Origin of the sequence: Centipeda infelix ATCC 43532, from assembly GCF_000234095.1 — a bacterium.
In the GTDB taxonomy this organism is placed as follows: domain Bacteria; phylum Bacillota; class Negativicutes; order Selenomonadales; family Selenomonadaceae; genus Centipeda; species Centipeda infelix.
Genome location: NZ_JH376798.1, coordinates 372,626 through 392,118, shown reverse-complemented (window position 1 = coordinate 392,118; position 19,493 = coordinate 372,626). Strand labels below are relative to the sequence as shown.

Here is a 19,493-nt window from a genome sequence, read left to right as displayed (position 1 = left end):
AAAGTGCGCAAATAAACGCATACCCATTCTTTCATACTCTCTCATCATAGCACAAATGACAAAAAAAATCCCCTCTTTTTTGAGGGGCCGCGGCCAAAATGTTTCACGTGAAACATTTTAAGGAATCGCTGATAAAATGAAGTCCGCTGGATTGGCGTAGATTTTTGCCCGAACAAGGAGACAAGGGACTGTTGCACAAGCGCCCCTATCGACTCGCTGCGCTCGCCACTTACTGACCTGTCCGAGAAACAAGCCCGAAGGGGGCAGCTGAGCGGGTAACAGGTCGTATGGGAAAACCGCCCAAGAACACAAGCGTAAGCGGAGTGTGATTGGATGACGTTGCCCGCTTGACACGGGGGAGGGGGCCGCACGAGCGGTGGAAGGGGCGCTTGTAGCGATACCGCGGACATAATGACAAGGGGCAGGTAAAAAGATGCGTCAAGATGATGGCGCTGAATTTATCCGTGCTTCCTTAACTTTCTCTTGTCAGATCACGGAAGCGCGTATACTCCTTCTGAAAGAACATCCTCACCGTATCGGTTGCACCATTGCGGTGCTTCGCGATGCTGAGCTCGGTGATGTTCGCATTCTCCGTGTCTTGATTGTAATAGTCCTCGCGGTAGAGGAACATGACAATATCCGCGTCCTGCTCGATGGAGCCGGACTCACGCAGATCGGAGAGCATGGGACGTTTGTCCGAGCGCCCCTCGGTTGCACGCGAGAGCTGCGAAAGGACGACGATCGGCACAGAGAGCTCGCGGGCGAGCACCTTGAGCGAGCGCGTCATCTCGGCAACGGCGAGCGTGCGGTTCTCCGCGCGTCCGGGTGCTTGGATCAACTGAAGGTAATCAATGGCGATGAGATCAAGTCCGTGCTCCGCCTTCAGCCTCCGCGCACGCGTGCGAATATCGAGTACCGTGGTACTGCTTGTATCATCGAAGTAGAGGTTCGTCTTCATGATGCGATCGGCAACCTTTACAAGACGAGCCCATTCCTCATCATCAAGCTCTCCGCGTGCAAGGCGCGTCGCATCGATCTGTCCCTCGGCGCAGAAGATACGGTGCATCAGCTGCTCGCGCGGCATCTCAAGGGAGAAAAATGCGACCGTACCGCCCTGCAGTGCAACGTGTGTCGCAAGGTTGAGGACGAACGCCGTCTTGCCCATCGCGGGACGTGCGGCAACGATGATGAGATCAGACTTTTGCAGACCACGCGTCACGGAGTCGAGCGTTGCAAGCCCCGTAGATAGACCTGTAATGCCACCCTTTGCCTTGGCAAGTTCACTCACGCGATCAACGGCATCAAAGACGACATCCTTGGCAGGGATGAACGCCCCCGTCGTCTGTCCGCCCGCAATCGCGAGGATCTTGCGCTCTGCATCGTCCAGCTGCTCGGCGATGTCCTCACTCGCCTCGTACGCCGCGCCCGCGATCTCCGTGCTCGCATCGATCAGAGAGCGCAAGATTGCCTTCTCCTTGACGATCTTTGCATAATGGGCGAGATTCGCCGTGCTCGGCACACTGTTCGTCAGATTGGCAAGGAACGAGATCCCACCGACCTGCTCAATGAGGTTTTTCTTCTTCAGCAGCTCCGTTACCGTCACAATGTCGACCGGCTCGCCGTTCTTTACTAGCTCCTCCATCGTCTCGAACACGGCGCGGTGTGCCTGCCGATAGAACTCGTCCGCGCGCAATAGCTCGATCGCCTGTGTGGTCGCCGCCGGTTTCAGCATCATTGCGCCAAGTACGGACAGCTCCGCCTCAATGCTCTGCGGTGGAATGCGTCCTTCCGTCATGAGACTCTCCTTTCTCCTTCCACTTGTCATCCGCAAAGAGAATCGCAAATGCTTCCTCTGCCTTCTTCAGACGATGAATGGTCAGTCCCAGATGTTCCTCGGGGATGTCCTTCTTATTTTCCCATGGGATGATGAGCGTCGAGATCCCCGCCTGCCGTGCACCGTACGCCTTCTCGAATACGCCACCAACGGGTTTGATCTCCCCTTGCAGAGAGATCTCCCCCGTCACAGCAACATCCTGACGGATTGCTGCCCCCGTCACCGCACTCACAATCGCCGCAAGGATAGCAGTGCCTGCGCTCGGGCCGTCGATGTTGCCACCGCCGATCACATTGACGTGGATATCATAGTCATGGATGTCGCGCCCCGTGAGCTGGCGCATGACCGATGCCGCATTGAACACAGAATCCTTTGCCATGCTGCCCGCCGTCTCATTGAAGCGCACCGTTCCCTTCCCCTTCTCCGCCGCGGGGAAAGCGACCGCCTCGATCTCAATGATTGAGCCGAGAAAGCCCGCCACGCCGAGCCCGAATACTCTGCCGACGGCAGGCGTATCCGACGCTTTTCTGCGCCCGAACTGATAGAGGCGGCTAACCTGGGCGACCTCGTAAATATCATCCTTTGTGACAAGGAGGGGCACTGTCGCTGTTTCACGTGAAACAGCGTCCTGCTCATTTCCCGTCGCTGCATCTTCCCCCTCGTTCATTGTTTCACGTGAAACAATCTGCTCGATCTCCGCATCCCCGAGGCGGTTCAGCGCAAGGCTGTACGCATCCGCGAGAATGTTGATTGCCTTACGTCCCTCAATTGTGTACTCACTGATGAGCCGCGCCGCCCCCTCCGCAAGCTGTACATTGAGCCGGCGTGCCGCATTCTCCACAATCGTAAGAATGTGCGCGGGGGTCAGCGGTTCGAAGTAGATCTCTGCACAGCGCGAACGCAGCGCAGGATTGATATGTTCTGCATCGCGCGTTGTCGCACCGATGAGAACAAAGTCCGCAGGAGCGCCCTCCTCAAATAGTTTCCGAATGTAGGGTGGGACACGCTTATCGTCAGGATCGTAGTACGCTGACTCAAAATACGCACGCTTATCCTCAAGCACCTTGAGCAGCTTATTTTGCAGCATCTCATCCATTTCGCCGATCTCGTCGATGAATAGAATACCGCCATGTGCATCTGTTACCAGCCCCGGCTTTGGCTCGGGCACACCGCTGTCCGCGAGGCTCTTTTGCGCTCCCTGATAGATGGGGTCATGCACGGAGCCGAGCAGTGGGTTCGTCATGTCGCGCGGGTCCCAGCGCAGGGTTGTCCCGTCTGTCTCCACAAATGGTGCCCCCTCTGCGAACGGCGATACCGCACGCTTCTTCGCCGCCTCAAGCACAAGACGCGCCGCCGTCGTCTTGCCCACCCCCGGCGGTCCATAGAGAAGGAGATGCTGCGGATAGGGCGAGGACAGCTTTGCCATGAGCGAGCGCACCGCACGCTCCTGTCCGACGATCTCGTCAAAGCTCTGCGGACGCAAAAGCTCCATGACCGACTGCGTAAGGTGGACGTTCTCAAGGGCCTCCAGATCCTCACGTTTCTTTTTGTCATGCGGCGACTCCGTGCCGGGGCTCTCCTCCGAGATCACCTGACGGCGGATATCGTCCACATACTCCTCGTGATCCTTCTCCAGTTTCTCCGTCACCTTACGCTCAATGCGATCCTCAAGGTCGCGCCGCGCAAGAATCACCGCAAGCTGTTCCGTCATGCGATTTAGGATCTCGGGGATCTCCGCCTCGGACGGCGGTGGTGAAAGCAGCGGATCCTCCTCAAGAATGCGCATGAGAGCGAGCACACGCTCACGGCGGTTCTCCGAGCGCATGAGCGTCATCGCGTTCATCTTGCCCGCCTGTATGACAAGATGCTCCGTGCCCATTGTATCCGCAAGCATCCGAAAGATTGTCGCGATCTCCGCATCGACCCGCGCCTCGGTGGAAAGCTCAGGAGGCTTTTCCGTCTTTCCATCGCCGACAAATAAGTCCTTAAAAAATGACATAGAAATGTTTCCTTCTGAGAGAAAAGCTGATGAGGCAATCCTCACCAGCCTGTTGGATGAAATTGTTGTGCCGTGCTGCCCAACACATTGAACTCCCTGCATCAATACAGAAAAAGTTGACCGTTCTGACATGATAGGCTGTGGGGATCCCCTGTAGCAAACCTAGTGGAGCAAGCGGAAACAAGGGTGCGTTCTGCCCCCTGCGGATTTTAACCGTTCAAGCGAAGCGCGTTTGGAATCCGCAGGTATTTAGGCAGATAAGCACCCGATCGATTGCGTAACGAGGTTCTGCGAAGGGGATACTCCACAGCCTGTGTAAAAAATGCCGTCCCTACTCTTTCTTCACATGAATCTTGATCGTCGTGGAGATGTTCGGATGCACCTTGACGATGGCCTCGTACAGGCCCTCGCCGACCACCTCGCCGCGAATCGTAATCTTGCGGCGATCCACATCGATGTTCTTCTTCTTCAGAGCCTCCGCGACATCCTTGCCCGTCACTGCACCAAAGAGTCGTCCGTTCTCGCCGATGCGCACGGGGATCTCCACCTCGACCTTTTCGAGCTGCGCCGCCATCAGCTTTGCCTCATCGACCGCCATCGCATCCTTGCGTGCCTTCGCGCCTGCCTGCGCCTTTGCGACGTTCACATTCTCACTGTTTGCGGGCAGTGCGAGCTTCTTCGGCAGAAGGAAATTGCGCCCGTACCCGTCCGCAACCTCCACGATCTCGCCCTTTTTCCCGATATTCTTAACGTCCGCCTGCAGTATTACCTTCATGTTTGTCACTCTCCTCTATATATTCCCGCGCGCGCTCAACGACATTGCCGCGCACCACGCTGAGCGGCACGCCCTTGACTTGCGCCCCCGCCACATTCGCATGACCGCCGCCGCCGAACGCCTCCATAATCACCTGAACATTGAGTTCCCCTGTCGAGCGTGCACTGATGCCAACGACATCGCCCGGCAGCTGGAACACATAGATGCTCATCCGCACCCCGTCCACGCGCAGCATTCCGTCCGCCGCCTGTGCAGCGATGATCTGTCCGTTCGCCAGACGCTCGGGGATACTCCCGACAATCAGCCCACCGGGGAAATACTCCGCATTTGCCTTTGCACGCGCAAGTGCGACCGTGGTCTCATAGTCACTCTGAAACAGTGCCCGAACGAGCACAGGATCGGCACCCGCGCGGCGCAGATACGCCGCCGCATCGAACGTGCGGACACCCGCGCCGACGTTAAAATTCTTCGTATCCACCACGACACCCGAGTAGAGTGCTGTCGCGTCGAGCCGCGTCGGTCGGATATTGTCGCCAAAGTACATCAGAAGCTCCGTCACCAGCTCACTTGCCGAGCTGGATGCCGTCTCAATGTAGACAAGCAGCGGGTTCTTGACAAAGTTCTCGCTGCGGCGGTGATGGTCGATCACGACAATCTTTGGAATGCGCTCCAACAGGGTCGGGTCGGCAAGAATGTGCGGGATGTGCGCATCTACCACGACGAGCAGCGCGGTAAGCGAGGCAACGCCTGCGATATCGCCTGCGCGAACGAAAAGTCCGTCATACGCCTCGTCTTTCCCTACCATGTCGAGAATGCGGTCAATGCCCTCATTCGTATCGCTGAGCACAATGTGCACAGGCTTGCCAATCGCACGCGCCATACACGCAACGCCCATCGCCGCGCCGAAGCAGTCATAGTCCTCGTTGTGATGCCCCATGACATAGACCTCGTCCGCCGACTCCATGATGTCGCGCAGGGCATGCGCCACCACGCGTGCCTTGACGCGCGTATGCTTTTCGACCGCCTTTGCCTTGCCGCCGAAGAACTGCGTCTTGCCGCTGATATCGAGTGCCACCTGATCGCCGCCGCGACCGAGCGCGAGGTCGAGCTTTGCCTCCGCCTCCTCACCGAGCTCCTTGAGCGACTGATCCGCCGCAAGCGAGAGCCCGATGGAGAGCGTCACGGGAAGCCCCTTCGAGTTGACAATCTTGCGCACCTGGTCGAGAATGTCAAACTTCTCCGCAATCGCATGATCGAGTGCTGCGCGGTCAAGCAGCGCGACGAACTCGCCATCCGAAATGCTGCGCATAAAGCCACCGAGACCGTTCATCCACGCGTCCAGACGCTCGCGCACAGCGAGCAGCAGCATCGACTTCTCCGCCTCCGACTGCCCCTGCATAATTTCATCGTAGTTGTCAAGCTGGATGTAGAGAAGCGCCGTCCGACTCTCATGGAATCGTTTCTGCAGATCGGCAAACTCCGTCTCATCCTCCACATAGAGCGCGAGCAGCGGATCCATCTGCGGCGGAGTCGGTACCATACGATGATAGATGCGGTAAGAACGCCCCTCGTGTGCGAAATGGTACTCCCCCTCGCTGCCCCAGACCGTCTCAAAGCTGAACGTCGGCCAGAAATCGGCAATCGCCGTCCCCTGTTCGGGCTTCGCGCCCCCCAAAAAGACACCGAGCTGTTGATTGCACCACTCCAGATGACCATCTTGATTGACGAGGAAAATCGCCTGCGGCAGGGAATCGACCGCATAGTTCATCACATTGTTAACATTACGGATAACGCCCATACAATAGCGTTCAAATCGCCGTTCCCTGTCACGACAACGCTCCCACGCAAATGCGGCAAGGATCGCCCAGAGCAGGAGCGCGGCCGTCCCTACATAGGAATTGTAACAGAACGTCACAAGCGCGAGCGCGAGCATAACGATCAGATGGACCGTGAGGTCGATCCACGCGGACAAATTCCGCGGCATAGAATCACCTTCTTTTATATGGATAATGTATATACAAATAGCGTTATTTTACTGTAAATGATTGCGTTCCCGAAATTTTTTCCGGTAGTCAAATGCCATATCGAACAGCCCCGTCCATGAGACAATCTGTGTCACAAAGCCGTTCAACACGATAAACGCATAGATGAGAATACGCACAAACGCAGACACCTTGAAATGCTTCATCAGGAAATGCACCAGAGAAAGCCCCTGCACCAGACCTGCAATAAACGCAATCAGATAACCGTTCAGTGCCGCCTGGTAGAGCCACGCGATGTCACGCGTCGTCCCCCAGTAGATCCCGATCAGCGAGAACGCGAAGAGATAGGGGAAGACGACGGGCAGCCGCCACTCAATAAACGGAGGGAACGGTGTCGCCGATATCCCGAGGCGCACGAGCACCTTGTGCAGCACGGCAAAGCACGCCGCAGCCTCGATCACAGAACTGCCGAGGAACAGCGCTGGCAGCATGAGTACAAAGATCTCAAGAACCTGCGCCGAGGCGGCCCGTGTCTCCTCCAGCTGGGCCTCGTTCATGCCAAGACTGCGGTACATCGCAAGCGTCTCGTCCATCGCCTCATTCGCCATGGAGAGATCCATCGCAAACGGATTCAGCCCGAAGAGCAACAGCATCATCCCCGCAGCGGCAGCCTTGCCGACGAGCGAGGCGACAATGCCGCCCGTGAGCGCACGCACCGTATTCGCGCTGCGGCGAAAGAGCCCCCCAAGGGCAAGTCCTGTCGGTGCGAACGAGAGCACGAAGAACGCCCCCGTCACCGGCGTTGCAAACAGCATCGTGAGCAGCAGCGACGCAACAGCCGCAAGCACGCCCCAGCGCAGCCCCTCACGCACCGTTACAAGTGCGATAAAGACCGGCCAGAACATCCCCATCATCATTGTCAGCATGGGCAGATAGATTGCCGCGAGCGCGTAGACCACCGCCGCAGCCGTCATAACCCCCGCCGTCGCGGCAGGGCGAGCACCTTGCTCACTCATTCCATATCCTTTCTGCGGGTTTATTCGCATTCCCTTCCTTATATAAAATACTTTCCTATTATAACAGATTTTAGGCACGCTGTCACGGAGTCGAAACGAACGACTCTTTATCCGTATATTACGGAAAACAAGAAACGAAGCCATGTGATGCTCCTAAGCAAACCCTAGTGGAGCAAGCGGAAAAAAGGGCACGTTCTGCCCCCCCTGCGGATTTCTTTCGTTCAAGCGAAGCGCGTTTAAGAAGTCCGCAGGTATTTATGCAGATAAGCGCCCGACCGCTTGCGTAACTAAGCGTTTGCGTGGAGTGCGCATGGCGTTCTCAGCGACTCATGCCTAAAATCTAACCTCACTCCCCCATGATGCCCGCCATCCGCAGCAAATACTGCGCGTTCGTCGTGCGGCAGCGACCCGCGCGGATCTTAAAGTCAAAGAGAATCTTGTCCCCCTCGTAATGCTCCTCAAAATGCGCGTTCTCCACGGGCACACCCGCGCACGCGAGGTCGCACAGCTCAAAGTCATGCGTCGTCACAATCGTGATCGCGTGCGGCAGCGTCAGCCGTCGGATCGCCTCACGCGCGCCGACAATGCGGTCGGCGGAATTCGTCCCACGGAAGATCTCGTCAATCAGAATGAGCATCGGCTTTCCACGCTTGCTGTAAGTCATCATTTTCTTGATACGCAGGAGCTCTGCATAGAACGTCGAGATCCCGCCCGCGAGATCATCGCTGATCTGGATCGACGTATAGACCGCCATCGGTGTCAGAGCAAACGCTTTTGCACACACAGGCGCGCCCGAGTATGCCAAAACAGCGTTAGATCCCAGCGTCCGCATATACGTCGTCTTGCCCGACATATTCGATCCCGTGATGACAAGCGTCCCCGCCGCGCGGTGTGCATCGTTCGGTGTCGCCGTCTCCTCGGCGATCACGAGCGGCATTGCCCCCTCCACATCGAGACGCGGTGCATCCCCCTCGATGAACTGCGGGAAGCAGTGCACCTCACGCGTATGACCAATGCGCGCAAGCGAGAGCAGTACCTCCACCTCCGCCCAGACCTTCAACCATCCTGCGGCAGCAGCTCCCGCCTGCATCCGCCAATGGGAGAAATACGCCATGCAGTGCAGATCCCAGAGGAGAACACCGTTGGCAAGCATGAAAAAGACAAAATTGCGCCGCATCGCCGCGCACTGTGCGAGCGTTGTGAGACGGCTCTGCGCCTGCCGCGCACGGACAGGCGCGAAGAGCGGTGCGAGCACCGCCGCAAATGCCTCCCCGCGCAGCGGTGCCCGTTCAAGCGCATAGAAAATCCTCCCATACAGCCGCAGTTCCCGCGCGAGATGCCCGAGCGGCGCAAGCTCGCGCTGCGTGCGTGTGTAAAATGCCATCGCTACCGTCAGGTTGAACATAAAGAGGACGAGCGGCGGTGCCCATGATCCTCCCGCGAAAGCGGCCCACAGAAACGATAAAACAAACGCATTCGCAAATACAATGCCAATACAAGATATTGTCTTTAGTGATCCTCTAAGCGGCTGAGCCAATTCCTTTGCCAGCGCGCGCGTATCGTGTCCATCCGGCAGACGCGCACCGCGCGCCTCCAGCTCGATGCACAGAAGCGGATGTGCCAGCAGCTCCGCCACTGCTGCCTGCCGCCTGCGCGTCCGTTCGAGATCACGCGGCGTTGCCGTGAGCGCAGCGGCGAGCCGTTCCCGTCCCGCCTGTGTACGAGCCGCGCAGAGATACTGATAGAGCGACGCCGTGCCGAAGATGTGCAGATCGCGGTCGGGCGGACGCTTTTCCTTGCCATAGACAGCACCGTCCTCGGGCAGGGACTTCCACTCCCCCGAGAAGCGCATGAGATAGCCTGCCGTCACCGCAAGATACGCCTTCGTCAGGAGGCGCAGCCGCTCCAATTTCCGATGGCGCGCGACAAGCACCATAAAGAGCAGCAGCAGGAATCCGCCGAGCATCAGCTCTGCCGCCGAGCCCATATCATAGCCGTGGATCAGCACCACCAGCATCACAGGAAAGACCACCGTACGCGCAAGGATGTACCGCGTCCGCTGCTTGTTCTGCGACCGTTCCAGTGCAATCGTATTCTCCCGCACATTTTCATAGAACTGTTTCTTCAAAGCGAAACTCCTTATCATTTTGCAATAATTTTCATTATAGCACAGCTTGATTTATGAATGTAGACAATTTTTCTCAAAACTGCTACACTATAGAGACGATGGGAGGAACTGCGATGTCAGATCTGGGCAATGCGATTCGACGCACAGAGGCAGCGATGCGCGCCCTCGAAGCTCGTATGCAAAGCGCGGTCGGCGATCTCGACTACGAGACACATCTCCACGAAAAGCGTGCCCTCACCGCCGCCCTCCTCGCCCTGCGAAAGCGGCGGGAACAGGAAAACACGCAGCGTAATATTCAGTAAAAATTCAGCATCATCAGGTAGGATAAAAGACAAATAGTCAAGAATTGATTGCATAGAAAGGAAATAACTATGTCACAGCGTATGACCATGGAGGAAGTTCTCAAGGAGTACGGCGTGCCGCAGCTGCGCCTCGACGTGCACGCGACACGCACCGACCTCATGAAGCTGCGCGAAAAGCTCATGGCGATCCGCGACCTCTCGGACGGGCGCGAGCAAGGCTATCTCGACATCGACTGCAAGCTCTACATCGATGTGGACGACATCGACCGCTATCTCTCGGGTGAGCTCGACACCGTCGGCGAGATCTACGCCTTCCCCGAGGATGTGAAATCCTATCGGGAGTAACTGCGAATACCGGAGGATAACCTCCGTATCGAAAGAATACAAAGGAGAACATCGAATGAAACTAAAGAACCTCATTGCTGCGGCAATGGTCGGCTCGCTGACCTTTACCGCCCCCCTCATCCTCCCGCAGACCGTGCAGAGCACCCTCGGTGCGCAGGCGGAGGCGGCAAAGGGCGGCGCACGCATCGCGCCGAAAGCGGCTCCGTCCGCACCAAAGGCGGCACCGAGCACGCAGAGCGGCAGCAAGAGCAAATCCGTCTCGGGCAACGGCGAGGGCTATGCCCCATCCAAGAGCGCAAACCAGCTCGACAAAAACGCCCCCGCCGCAGGTGCAAAATCGAGCACGTCAAACGCCGCAAGTCAGGCACAGAGAAGCTCGGGCTGGGGCAACACCCTGCGGAACATCGGACTTCTCGCGGGCGGCATGATGCTCGGCGGGCTGCTTGCCTCCATGTTCGGCATGGGCGGCGGAATGCTCGCCGACATCCTCGGTGTCCTCGCGAACGTCGCGATCGCCGTGGTCGCCTTCATGGTACTCCGCTGGGCGTGGAATCGCTTCCGCGGTCGCAAGGAGGAGAACGTCTATCAGAATGTGCAGCATCCGCAGGCAGCCCCGCAGCCGCCCATCACGGACATCCGCCCACAGGGTGCACCCACATCCTACGCAGCCCCAATGGCACGCGGCACGATTGCAGGCGAAAGCCCGCACACGATTGCCGACCACTATCGCAATCGGTAACAACACAGACAAGCATCCCCCGCAGGATTTACTCCTGCGGGGGATTTGTATTTCCGCGATTCCCTAAATTGTCCAGAAACATTGTCAGATATACGTAATATGCCGTCAACCAATAAATACAAATCAATTCTATAAAATAACGATAAATAGATATAAATTAAAATAAATACATCTAAAAATAACATCTTCTGTGTATATTTTCCCTTGAAAAAAAATTCACATCGTCCATAATAAGAGAAGATTGGTTTGTAAAGGAGCATCACACCTATGAAAGAATCCACCTACGCCGTCGTAGACACGCTGATTGCGCGGTATCCTGCGCTCGCGGTCTGCGCAGCGGATGTCCGCACCGCGATTGAGGCACTCGTGACGAGCTACCGTGCGGGCGGCAAGCTCATCGTCTGCGGCAACGGCGGCTCCGCCTCAGATGCGGAGCACATCGTCGGCGAACTGATGAAGGGCTTCCTCCTGCCGCGCCACCTCGGCGAGGATATGCTCGAAAAGCTGCACGCAGCGTGCGACGCGAGCGACCCCAAAACCGTTGACTATCTCATGCAGAACCTGCAGGGGGCGCTCCCCGCGATTTCTCTGCCATCGCAGCTCGCGATCAGCACGGCGTTCTCAAACGATCAGGCCCCCGACCTCACCTTTGCCCAGCAGGTATTGGGCCTTGGAAAGCCCGAGGACATCCTCCTCGGCATCACTACCTCGGGCAACTCGAAGAACGTGCTCTATGCCTTCCGCATGGCGCGGGCGCTCGGCATGAAAACCATCGCCCTCACGGGCGCATCGGGCGGCAAGTGCGCCTCGGACGGCTGCGCTGACATCACGATCAAAGCCCCTGCCGACGAAACGTATCAGATTCAAGAGTACCACCTCCCGATCTACCACGCCCTCTGCATTGCAGTCGAGGAGGAATTTTTCGGCGCGTAGGCGAGATAACGGCAGCCGCCCATAGCGCCCCTTCCACCGCAAGCGGTTCCCCTCTCCCATTGCGCTGGGGGAGGCTTGATACAGTAAAGGAGGAATCCCCATGCCACTGACCTATGAGGACTTCAAAAAGCTCGCGAACGGCAGCGACATCCGAGGTGTCGCCGTCCCAGGAGTCGCAGGCGAGCCCGTCACCCTCACGCCCGAGGCGGCGAACCGCATTGCGATGGGCTTCGTTCGCCTCCTATCGGAAAACACCGGCAAGCAGCCCGCCGAGCTGCAGATCGCTGTTGGACACGACTCGCGCATCTCCGCACTCGCCATCAAGGACTGCGTCCTCACGGGGCTCACGCACACGGGCGCACACGGCATCGACTGCGTCCTCGCCTCCACCCCCGCCATGTTCATGGCGACCATCTTCGAGGACACGGCTGCGGACGGCTCGATCATGATTACGGCGAGCCACCTCCCCTACAACCGCAACGGGCTGAAATTCTTCACCGCCGCAGGCGGCGCGGACAAGTCCGACATTCAAAAGATTCTCGCTTACGCGGCGGAGGCAGAGGAGGCGCACGGCACACTTGAGCACGTCCTGAAATTCGACCTCATCGGCCGCTACAGCGAGCATCTCGCCAATAAAATACGCACAGCGCTCGGCGGCGCAGAAAAGCCGCTCGCCGGAATGCACATCGTTGTCGATGCGGGCAACGGCGCGGGAGGCTTCTTCGCGGGACGCATCCTCACCCCGCTCGGCGCGGACACCACGGGCAGTCAGTTCCTCGACCCCGACGGACACTTCCCGAACCACGTTCCGAACCCCGAAGACCCCGCCGCCATGCGGGCGATCCAGAAAGCCGTCATTGAGAACAATGCCGACCTCGGGCTCATCTTCGACACCGATGTAGACCGTATGAGTGCCGTCCTTGCCGACGGCACAGATGTCAGCCGCAACGCCCTGATCGCCATGATGGCAGCCATCCTCGCGCCCGACTACCCAGGCTCGACCATCATCACGGACTCCGTGACCTCGGACGGGCTGCATGACTTCCTTGAGGGCGAGCTGCATCTGAAGCACCTGCGCTACATGCGCGGCTACAAGAACGTCATCAACGAGTGCATCCGCCGCAACGAGGCAGGCGAGATCTCACCGCTCGCCATCGAGACCTCGGGGCACGGCGCACTCAGCGAGAACTACTACCTCGACGACGGCGCATACCTCGCGGTCAAACTCATCATCGCGGCGGCAAAGGCACGCGCAGAGAGCAGGACGCTCGCCGACCTCATCGCAAAGCTCCGCTATCCCGCCGAGGCACGCGAGATCCGCATCAAGATCATCGACACGGACAGCGTCCGCACCTATGGGCAGGAGGTACTCACCGCGTTCGAAGAACGTGCGCGTGCGAAGGGGCTCATGATCGCCAGCCCCTCCTACGAGGGCGTACGCATCGTCTTTGATGGAGGCTGGGCGCTGCTGCGGATGTCACTGCATGATCCGAACATGCCGCTCAACATCGAGGCAGACGCAGAGGGCGGTGCGGACGAGATCGAGCGCACCGTAAAGGAGCTCCTCGCTGGATTTGATGCGCTGGATCTGTCGGGATTCCACGTCTGATACCGGAAACTGCTGCACGAAGCAAACAACTTCGTGCAGCAGTTTTTCTTTGCAAAATACAGGAATCGAAAATTTATATTCCCCCTTTATATTTGACAATAGGCAGTGTGTATCTTTTATGCTATAATACGGATATTGCATAAGCCAATTGTTTGAAGAAATTATACCCCCTCGGGACAACCAACCAAGGAGCAGTCAACCCATGAAAAAGATCTCGCGCGTACTGCAGGAAAACGGCATATTGCTGGTGTGCATGGCAGTGCTTGCGTATGTATCCCTACTCGCGTGGCAGTCCCTGTCCAATACAACATACATTCAGCAGCGGCCGGTGTACGCCGTCCGCGAAGGAGCCCTTGAGTACAAGGACATCATCGGCTTTCGACCCGAGAACTTTGACTGGAAAGAGTATGACTACCCTACTCCGCCGCCCATCCCGCCCGGCGCACATACGGTCTACCTCTCCTGGCAGATCGCGGAGAACACGCCCCTCTTCGTCGACCACCTCCTCTTTACCACGACAAATCAGGATGCCTATGTCTATCTCGACGACGAGCTCATCTACATCCACGGCAACTGGGGTGAGCTTCTGGACTCACGTGGGCGCGCCATGCACTTCATCCATACCGATGAGGGCCTCGCAGGAAAGCGCATCACCATCATGCTGCACTCGGGCTATGCAAACTGGCTCGGCAGCATCGACTATATCTTCATCGGCAGCGAAAACGCCCTCATCCACAAGGTCGGACTTGCGGACGCGATCTACATCGCCAGCCTCTCCATCGCGCTCTCGCTCATCGTCTTCCTCATCATGGATCTCGTCTGGCGCGGCATCCAAAAGCGGCGGCAGATCCAGATCTACCTCGTCGCCTTCCTCATAAGCTTCATCCTGTGGACGACGGGCACCTCCTCCTTCTTCTCGCGCATCTTCGGATTCCCCGCGCTCTGGTGGGAGATCCACCTCATCATGCTCTACGTCATGCCCATCACCTGCGGCAAGATCACACAGGAAATTGTTGCTCCTAAATATAAAAAAGCAGCACGCGCCGTAGTCGTTGTCTATGTACTACTCTTCATTGTTGCGACCATCACAGAGATCTGCGGATTCAACGGCTATATGAACCTGCTCTATCTCTTCTACCCGATTCTCTTCATCAGCTGGCTCGTCCTCATCTATACACTCGTACGCTCGGACTGGCAGTCGTATCCCTCCTGCCGCTACGGCACAGTTGCCGTGACGGCACTGACCTTCTTTGTCGGCGTGGATGCCCTCCACTGGGAGTACCACCTCCTCACCGCCGCACTCTCAACCACCGTCTTCTCCATCTATGCCGCGATCCCGTTCGTCTTCTTCCTCATTCGCGAGCAAATGCTGCGGGACGCACACCTCGCTCGGAAAAACGAGACCCTTGCACGCGAGCTGCAGGAATCACAGAACGAGGCCGTACGCGACTTTCTTACGGGTGCGTTCAACCGTCACCAACTTGCCGACGGCATTGCAAAGTTCTCGATGCTCGCAAATACGCGCGGCTTCACCTTCTCCTTCGCCATCTTTGACGTGGATCACTTCAAGCAAGTCAATGACACACGCGGCCATCTCGGCGGCGACCACATCCTCAAGCAGATCGCTGACACCGTGCACGCAAAGATCGACCGCCGCCACATCTTCATCCGCTACGGCGGCGACGAGTTCGTCCTGCTCGGTCTGCATCATGATCTGCGCCAGATGGTCACACTCTGTGAGGATCTCCGCAAGACACTGGAGCAGACCCTCGGCGGTGTCACCATGAGCTTTGGCGTCTCGACGTGGCACGGCACAGACGACCACATGACATCGCTGATGGAACGTGCCGACCGCGCGCTCTATATCTCGAAGGAAAAGGGGCGCAACAGCGTCTCCGGCGAGGACGAAGTGCCCGCCGACACCGACACTCCCACCGTGCCCACTACACCACCAGACCCGCCGACTGCAGAGAACTGATACACACAAAGGGACGTTGTACGAAGTTTTCACTTTGTGCAACGTCCCTTCTTTGCATTTCTTCCATCAAATACGTTCTTGTATACGCGCCTTTTATCTACAAATAATCGTATTCTTTTTCATTTTCCTATTGTTCTATATCCAATGGATATGATATAATAAACATAAAATACCGGCAGAATATCATATTCACTCCTCGCTCCAAGGGGGTGCTGACTATGCGTAAGCTTTTCACATTTCTGCGGGAGAACATACTCACCCTGCTCTGCGTATCGCTCCTCATCGGCGCATCGATGCTTGCATGGCGACTGCTCGCAACGCCGCTCGACCCCCACATTCATGCGGAGTACGCCATCATGCAGGGAAATCCCACATACAATGACATCATCGGGTTTCGTGCGGGCAATCTCGACTGGCAGGAGTATGACTACCCCGCACCGCCGCCCATACCGCACGGCACAACAACCGTCTGTCTCTCGTTCCGCATTCCGATCGCGGCACGCTTTACAAACGAACACATCCTGTTCGCCACGACAAATCAGAACGCCTACGTCTATCTGGACGACGAGCTTGTCTATGTGCACGGCGACTGGAGCGACCTGACGGGCTCACGCGGGCGCGCGTTCCACTACCTCCATCTCGATCAGAGCCTCGCGGGCAAGCGTCTCACCATCATGCTGAACACGGGCTATTCAAACTGGCTTGGCAGCATCGACTACTTCCTGATCGGCAGCTCCAAGGTCTTCCTGCAAAACCTCAGTCTCGCGGATGCGATCTACATCTCGAGCCTGTCGGTCGGCATCGCTCTGCTCGTCTTCCTCGTTATGGATCTCGCGTGGCGCGGCGCATACGCACGCCGTCGCCGTGTCCAGTTCTACCTCATCGGATACCTCGCGACCTTCATCCTGTGGACGACGGGCAGCTCGTCCTTCTTCCCGCGCATGTACGGCATGTCGAACTTCTGGTGGGAACTCCATCTCGTCATGTTCTACCTCATGCCCATCTTCTGTGCGCGGATCACACAGGAGATTGTCTCCCCGCGCTATATCGGGCGAGTCAAGAGCACTGCGATCATCTTCGCCATCCTCTTTGCCGTCGCAACCATCACCGAGGTTGCAGGCTTTGACGGCTACATGAATATGCTCTATCTCTACCACCCGATTCTCTTCGCCGGCTGCCTTATGCTCATCTACGCCCTCGCACGCTCGAGCTGGAAATATCATCCCAGCTGCCGCTATGGCACATTCGCCATGACCGCAATCGTCATCTTTGGCAGCATCGACGCCCTGCACTGGGAATACCACCAAATCTCCGTCATGCTCGCGATCACCGTATACTCCATCTACGCTGCCATCCCCTTCATCTTCCACACCATCCGTGAACAGATGCTGAAGGACGCGGCACTCGCCGAGCAGAACGAGGAGCTCGTACGCGAACTTGAGATCTCGCAGAACGAGGCGCAGCGGGACTTCCTCACCGGCTGCTACAACCGCCATCAGCTTGGCGACGGATTCGCAAAATTCACCGCCCTCTCATCTCAGCGCGGGTTCAAATTCTCGTTCGCCATCTTTGACGTAGATCACTTCAAGACCGTCAACGATACGAAGGGACACCTCGCAGGCGACCGTATCCTCAAACAGATCGCCGACACCATCCACGAGGAGATCGACCGCCGCCATCTCTTCATCCGCTACGGCGGCGACGAGTTCGTCCTGCTCGCTCTGCACTACGACCTCGAGGCGATGGTCGCATTCTGTGAGCACCTGCGCGAGATCCTTGAGCACACCCTTGACGGGGTCACCCTCAGTTTTGGTGTCTCGACCTGGCACGGCAAAAAGGATCGCCTCCGCACCCTCATGGAGCGTGCCGACCGTGCCCTCTACCTCTCCAAAGAAAAGGGCCGCAACGTTGTCTCCGCCGAGAACGAGGAGGGAGCGGCTTAGCCGTATCCCACATTGGCCGCAGATGTTTCGTCCAATCAGGGAGACCGGTCCGCGCAGAGTGAGCGGAAAAGATGCGGCTGAATTTATCAGTGCTTTCCTAGCCCCCATACCACACTTTATTTATAGACATGGACAGAGCACCGTTTCCGCAAACGGTGCTCTGTCCATTTTATAATGTCGCTTTTTTGCCAATCTCCGATTCCTGTGCTACAATAAGGGCGTTTTTATAGTAGAATCAAAGGAGAATCAAATGCACCAAATCGACAGCGGTATCAAGGAGAACTTCTTCCGATGGAACGGTCGGCTGAACCGTAAACGCTTCATCATGCGTCTGCTCGCGCTCACAGGTGTCGGCATCGTCCTCTACATCCTCATGGGCGTCCTCCTCGTCGTCTACGCAGACGGAACGATGCGGCCGAGTGAGGAGACGATTATGGGGATCTACGGTCTCTGCACCCTGCTCAGCATTCCCATCACCGTCGCAAGCTATATGCTTATGATCCGCCGCCTGCATGACGTTGGGCTCTCGGGCTACTTCATCCTACTCGCCTTCATCCCGTTCGTCAGCCTCGGACTGCTCCTCTACCTCCTCTGCAAGCATGGCACGGAGGGCGACAACGCCTATGGCGCAGACCCACTCGGTACTGTCTGCGCCGCACCGGAACCCGCGAATCCGTATGCACGCGGGGCGTACACAGACACGCCGACGGATATTCAGCCGCCCGCTGAACCCCGCGACTAAGGTGCACCGTCATGAATCATGCAATATTTACAATGCATGGCAGATTGACGCGTCGTGACTATGCGTTGACGATTGGAGCACTATGCGGTGGCACATCGCTCCTGACCTTTGCCGCCGTCTCCACCCTCCTGCCGCTGACCTATTTTACAGCGACAGCATTCTTTCGTGAGGAAAGTGCCGCGTTCTGGATTCTCCTGATCGCAGGGCTTGCCCTCATCTTCCTCCTTGCCGCCCTTCTCCTGCCGCCCCTCGCTATCCCCGCCACCGTGCGGCGGCTGCACGACATCGGCCACGGCGGCTGGCTCGCGTTCCCACTGATCCTCGTGAGCCTTGTCGCCCTCGGTCTGCCCATTCTCTTCCTTGCATTTCTTGGCGCACTGATTGAAGGGATGAAGCGCGTCCCCGATCTCACTGTGTTTGACAGCCCTGACGAGATGGGCTTCATCTTTGGCACACTCATATTTCTCTATGCCGCCCTTTGCCTCGTCTCCTTTGTGATCCTGTCCGTCTACGGCGGATGGATCTTTCTGAAAAAGGGAATGCCCATCGCGAACCGCTACGGAGAGCCGCCCGTCGAGGAGGCGATTCCCTCCGTCCGTGCGGCTTTTCTCAGCAGTACGGGGACGATTGCACGCAGACCGTTTGTCCTGCGCAGCCTGATCGTCCTCGCCGCTGCAGGGATCATCGTCCCCGCCGCCGGTCAGACCGTCCTCTACCCGCTCGTCACCATCCTCGACGCACTTCATCTCGTCCCCGCCGGCGCGGACTTCTTCACACTCTTCATCGGCGGTACAGTCTACCCGCTTGCCACCCTGCCGCTCGTCCTGCGGCGGCTGCATACCCTCGGGCTGGCGAAATGGGAGGCGGTCATCGTCTACGCCGCACTCCTGCCGAATGTCATCGCCACCGCGCATACCGCCCACATTTTCGGCAGGCTCGCCCTGCTCGGCGGAGACGAGCTCGGCGACATCATCATCGACGAGATCCTCACCATCAGTACGGCGGGCGATACTGCCTTTATCGCACTCTGGGTGCTCTGCGCCGTGCTGTCACTCGTGGGTGTGGTACGACTTCTCAGAGCGGATGCTGCTGTATGAGCCTCCCCTGCCGCAGCGGGGGAGGTGGCACGCGCAAGCGTGACGGTGGGGGCGCCTGCACCGACATACCA

The 19,493-nt window shown here is 57.7% G+C and carries 15 protein-coding genes; 9 read left to right on the top strand and 6 right to left on the bottom strand.

Annotation, left to right across the window (positions count from 1 at the left end; all coding sequences use genetic code 11):
* Positions 1 to 472 precede the first annotated feature (472 nt).
* The 6 genes from dnaB to HMPREF9334_RS05005 form a co-directional block, all read right to left on the bottom strand.
* Positions 473 to 1,795, bottom strand: a complete 1,323-nt coding sequence (dnaB, locus tag HMPREF9334_RS05030) for a replicative DNA helicase (RefSeq protein ID WP_006692420.1) — start codon at positions 1,793 to 1,795, stop codon at positions 473 to 475.
* Positions 1,761 to 3,833, bottom strand: coding sequence for a S16 family serine protease (locus tag HMPREF9334_RS05025; protein ID WP_006692419.1), 2,073 nt, complete (start codon positions 3,831 to 3,833; stop codon positions 1,761 to 1,763). Before HMPREF9334_RS05025 ends, dnaB begins: the two co-directional genes overlap by 35 nt.
* Positions 3,834 to 4,164: 331 nt before the next feature.
* Complete coding sequence (gene rplI / locus HMPREF9334_RS05020; protein ID WP_006692418.1) at positions 4,165 to 4,608, bottom strand: 50S ribosomal protein L9; 444 nt, start codon at positions 4,606 to 4,608, stop codon at positions 4,165 to 4,167.
* Positions 4,580 to 6,592 carry a DHH family phosphoesterase gene (locus tag HMPREF9334_RS05015; RefSeq protein WP_006692417.1) on the bottom strand — a complete coding sequence of 671 codons (2,013 nt, stop codon included), beginning with the start codon at positions 6,590 to 6,592 and terminating at the stop codon, positions 4,580 to 4,582. The genes rplI and HMPREF9334_RS05015 overlap by 29 nt, the downstream gene beginning before the upstream one ends.
* Positions 6,593 to 6,640: 48 nt before the next feature.
* Positions 6,641 to 7,606: a YybS family protein gene (locus HMPREF9334_RS05010; RefSeq protein ID WP_156792912.1), complete on the bottom strand. Its 966-nt coding sequence runs from the start codon at positions 7,604 to 7,606 to the stop codon at positions 6,641 to 6,643.
* 346 nt (positions 7,607 to 7,952) lie between these two features.
* Positions 7,953 to 9,752 carry a MutS-related protein gene (locus tag HMPREF9334_RS05005; protein WP_006692415.1) on the bottom strand — a complete coding sequence of 600 codons (1,800 nt, stop codon included), beginning with the start codon at positions 9,750 to 9,752 and terminating at the stop codon, positions 7,953 to 7,955.
* Positions 9,753 to 9,847: 95 nt separating this feature from the next.
* On the opposite strand from HMPREF9334_RS05005, the gene HMPREF9334_RS05000 reads away from it, so the two are divergent.
* The 9 genes from HMPREF9334_RS05000 to HMPREF9334_RS04960 all read left to right on the top strand — a co-directional run bounded on the left by HMPREF9334_RS05000 (position 9,848) and on the right by HMPREF9334_RS04960 (position 19,422).
* Positions 9,848 to 10,036, top strand: coding sequence for a hypothetical protein (locus tag HMPREF9334_RS05000; protein WP_006692414.1), 189 nt, complete (start codon positions 9,848 to 9,850; stop codon positions 10,034 to 10,036).
* A 69-nt stretch (positions 10,037 to 10,105) separates the two neighbouring features.
* Positions 10,106 to 10,381: a hypothetical protein gene (locus HMPREF9334_RS04995; RefSeq protein ID WP_006692413.1), complete on the top strand. Its 276-nt coding sequence runs from the start codon at positions 10,106 to 10,108 to the stop codon at positions 10,379 to 10,381.
* A gap of 55 nt (positions 10,382 to 10,436) precedes the next feature.
* Positions 10,437 to 11,120 carry a hypothetical protein gene (locus HMPREF9334_RS04990; RefSeq protein WP_006692412.1) on the top strand — a complete coding sequence of 228 codons (684 nt, stop codon included), beginning with the start codon at positions 10,437 to 10,439 and terminating at the stop codon, positions 11,118 to 11,120.
* A 267-nt stretch (positions 11,121 to 11,387) separates the two neighbouring features.
* A complete protein-coding gene (locus tag HMPREF9334_RS04985) occupies positions 11,388 to 12,053 on the top strand; it encodes a D-sedoheptulose-7-phosphate isomerase (RefSeq protein ID WP_006692411.1) in 666 nt (221 codons plus the stop codon).
* A gap of 100 nt (positions 12,054 to 12,153) precedes the next feature.
* Positions 12,154 to 13,662 (top strand): phosphohexomutase domain-containing protein, encoded by a 1,509-nt coding sequence (locus tag HMPREF9334_RS04980; protein WP_006692410.1) that lies wholly within the window; start codon positions 12,154 to 12,156, stop codon positions 13,660 to 13,662.
* A 202-nt stretch (positions 13,663 to 13,864) separates the two neighbouring features.
* On the top strand, positions 13,865 to 15,640 hold the full coding sequence (locus tag HMPREF9334_RS04975; protein WP_006692409.1) for a GGDEF domain-containing protein: 1,776 nt from the start codon (positions 13,865 to 13,867) through the stop codon (positions 15,638 to 15,640).
* A gap of 218 nt (positions 15,641 to 15,858) precedes the next feature.
* Entirely contained in the window at positions 15,859 to 17,583 is a 1,725-nt protein-coding gene (locus HMPREF9334_RS04970) for a GGDEF domain-containing protein (RefSeq protein ID WP_006692408.1), read from the top strand.
* 250 nt (positions 17,584 to 17,833) lie between these two features.
* On the top strand, positions 17,834 to 18,325 hold the full coding sequence (locus HMPREF9334_RS04965) for a DUF805 domain-containing protein (RefSeq protein WP_006692407.1): 492 nt from the start codon (positions 17,834 to 17,836) through the stop codon (positions 18,323 to 18,325).
* An 11-nt stretch (positions 18,326 to 18,336) separates the two neighbouring features.
* Entirely contained in the window at positions 18,337 to 19,422 is a 1,086-nt protein-coding gene (locus HMPREF9334_RS04960; protein ID WP_006692406.1) for a DUF805 domain-containing protein, read from the top strand.
* The last annotated feature ends 71 nt before the right edge of the window (positions 19,423 to 19,493 follow it).

Excerpts from the sequence above, each read along its gene's own strand:
- dnaB (WP_006692420.1), bottom strand. The coding sequence starts at position 1,795 with ATGACGGAAGGACGCATTCCACCGCAGAGCATTGAGGCGGAGCTGTCC.
- HMPREF9334_RS05025 (WP_006692419.1), bottom strand. The coding sequence starts at position 3,833 with ATGTCATTTTTTAAGGACTTATTTGTCGGCGATGGAAAGACGGAAAAG.
- rplI (WP_006692418.1), bottom strand. The coding sequence starts at position 4,608 with ATGAAGGTAATACTGCAGGCGGACGTTAAGAATATCGGGAAAAAGGGC.
- HMPREF9334_RS05015 (WP_006692417.1), bottom strand. The coding sequence starts at position 6,592 with ATGCCGCGGAATTTGTCCGCGTGGATCGACCTCACGGTCCATCTGATC.
- HMPREF9334_RS05010 (WP_156792912.1), bottom strand. The coding sequence starts at position 7,606 with ATGAGTGAGCAAGGTGCTCGCCCTGCCGCGACGGCGGGGGTTATGACG.
- HMPREF9334_RS05005 (WP_006692415.1), bottom strand. The coding sequence starts at position 9,752 with ATGATAAGGAGTTTCGCTTTGAAGAAACAGTTCTATGAAAATGTGCGG.
- HMPREF9334_RS05000 (WP_006692414.1), top strand. The coding sequence starts at position 9,848 with ATGTCAGATCTGGGCAATGCGATTCGACGCACAGAGGCAGCGATGCGC.
- HMPREF9334_RS04995 (WP_006692413.1), top strand. The coding sequence starts at position 10,106 with ATGTCACAGCGTATGACCATGGAGGAAGTTCTCAAGGAGTACGGCGTG.
- HMPREF9334_RS04990 (WP_006692412.1), top strand. The coding sequence starts at position 10,437 with ATGAAACTAAAGAACCTCATTGCTGCGGCAATGGTCGGCTCGCTGACC.
- HMPREF9334_RS04985 (WP_006692411.1), top strand. The coding sequence starts at position 11,388 with ATGAAAGAATCCACCTACGCCGTCGTAGACACGCTGATTGCGCGGTAT.
- HMPREF9334_RS04980 (WP_006692410.1), top strand. The coding sequence starts at position 12,154 with ATGCCACTGACCTATGAGGACTTCAAAAAGCTCGCGAACGGCAGCGAC.
- HMPREF9334_RS04975 (WP_006692409.1), top strand. The coding sequence starts at position 13,865 with ATGAAAAAGATCTCGCGCGTACTGCAGGAAAACGGCATATTGCTGGTG.
- HMPREF9334_RS04970 (WP_006692408.1), top strand. The coding sequence starts at position 15,859 with ATGCGTAAGCTTTTCACATTTCTGCGGGAGAACATACTCACCCTGCTC.
- HMPREF9334_RS04965 (WP_006692407.1), top strand. The coding sequence starts at position 17,834 with ATGCACCAAATCGACAGCGGTATCAAGGAGAACTTCTTCCGATGGAAC.
- HMPREF9334_RS04960 (WP_006692406.1), top strand. The coding sequence starts at position 18,337 with ATGAATCATGCAATATTTACAATGCATGGCAGATTGACGCGTCGTGAC.